Below are 605 nucleotides of genomic sequence, written 5' to 3'. Positions count from 1 at the left end.
TCTCGTTTACGATAAAGATAAAGTCATTCAAATATGGCCAGAATTTGATATTGATGGTGCGGTCGAGTTGCAATATACATTTAGATTGATTCAGACTGGCGCTGATGGTGCATTAATTGAACAAATCGTATTGACTGATGATATGTTAGACAGTCCTTTAGAGATACCTACGAAACCATTTGATGCTTATATAAGTGTAACTGTTAAGGCGCGTGGCAACGGAACGGTACATTTAGGACCTATACACAAACGATGGTCTAGATTAGATATGGGTCAATTTTTACTCGGTGGTAGTCGTTTCGTAGATAGTCAACGACAGGAATTTATTTATTATTTCCACCCTGGTGATATGAAACCACCACTAAACGTATATTTTAGTGGTTATCGAACAGCGGAAGGTTTCGAAGGATATTATATGATGAAACGTATGAATGCACCGTTTTTACTTATCGGCGATCCTCGTGTTGAAGGTGGTAGTTTTTATATCGGTTCATCTGAATATGAACAAGGTATTATCAATGTTATTGACGAGACATTAGAAAAGCTGAATTTTAAATCACATGAATTAATATTATCTGGTTTATCTATGGGTTCATTTGGTGCCT

The 605-nt window shown here is 36.4% G+C and carries 1 protein-coding gene; it reads left to right on the top strand.

Annotation, left to right across the window (positions count from 1 at the left end; translation table 11 throughout):
* Positions 1-605: accessory Sec system protein Asp2 (asp2, locus tag IDG60_RS20910; RefSeq protein ID WP_206161143.1), on the top strand; the 605-nt coding region annotated here is incomplete at both ends.

It is taken from the genome of Staphylococcus sp. EG-SA-2 (assembly GCF_017152085.1).
This window is presented reverse-complemented; position numbering and strand designations above follow the sequence as displayed.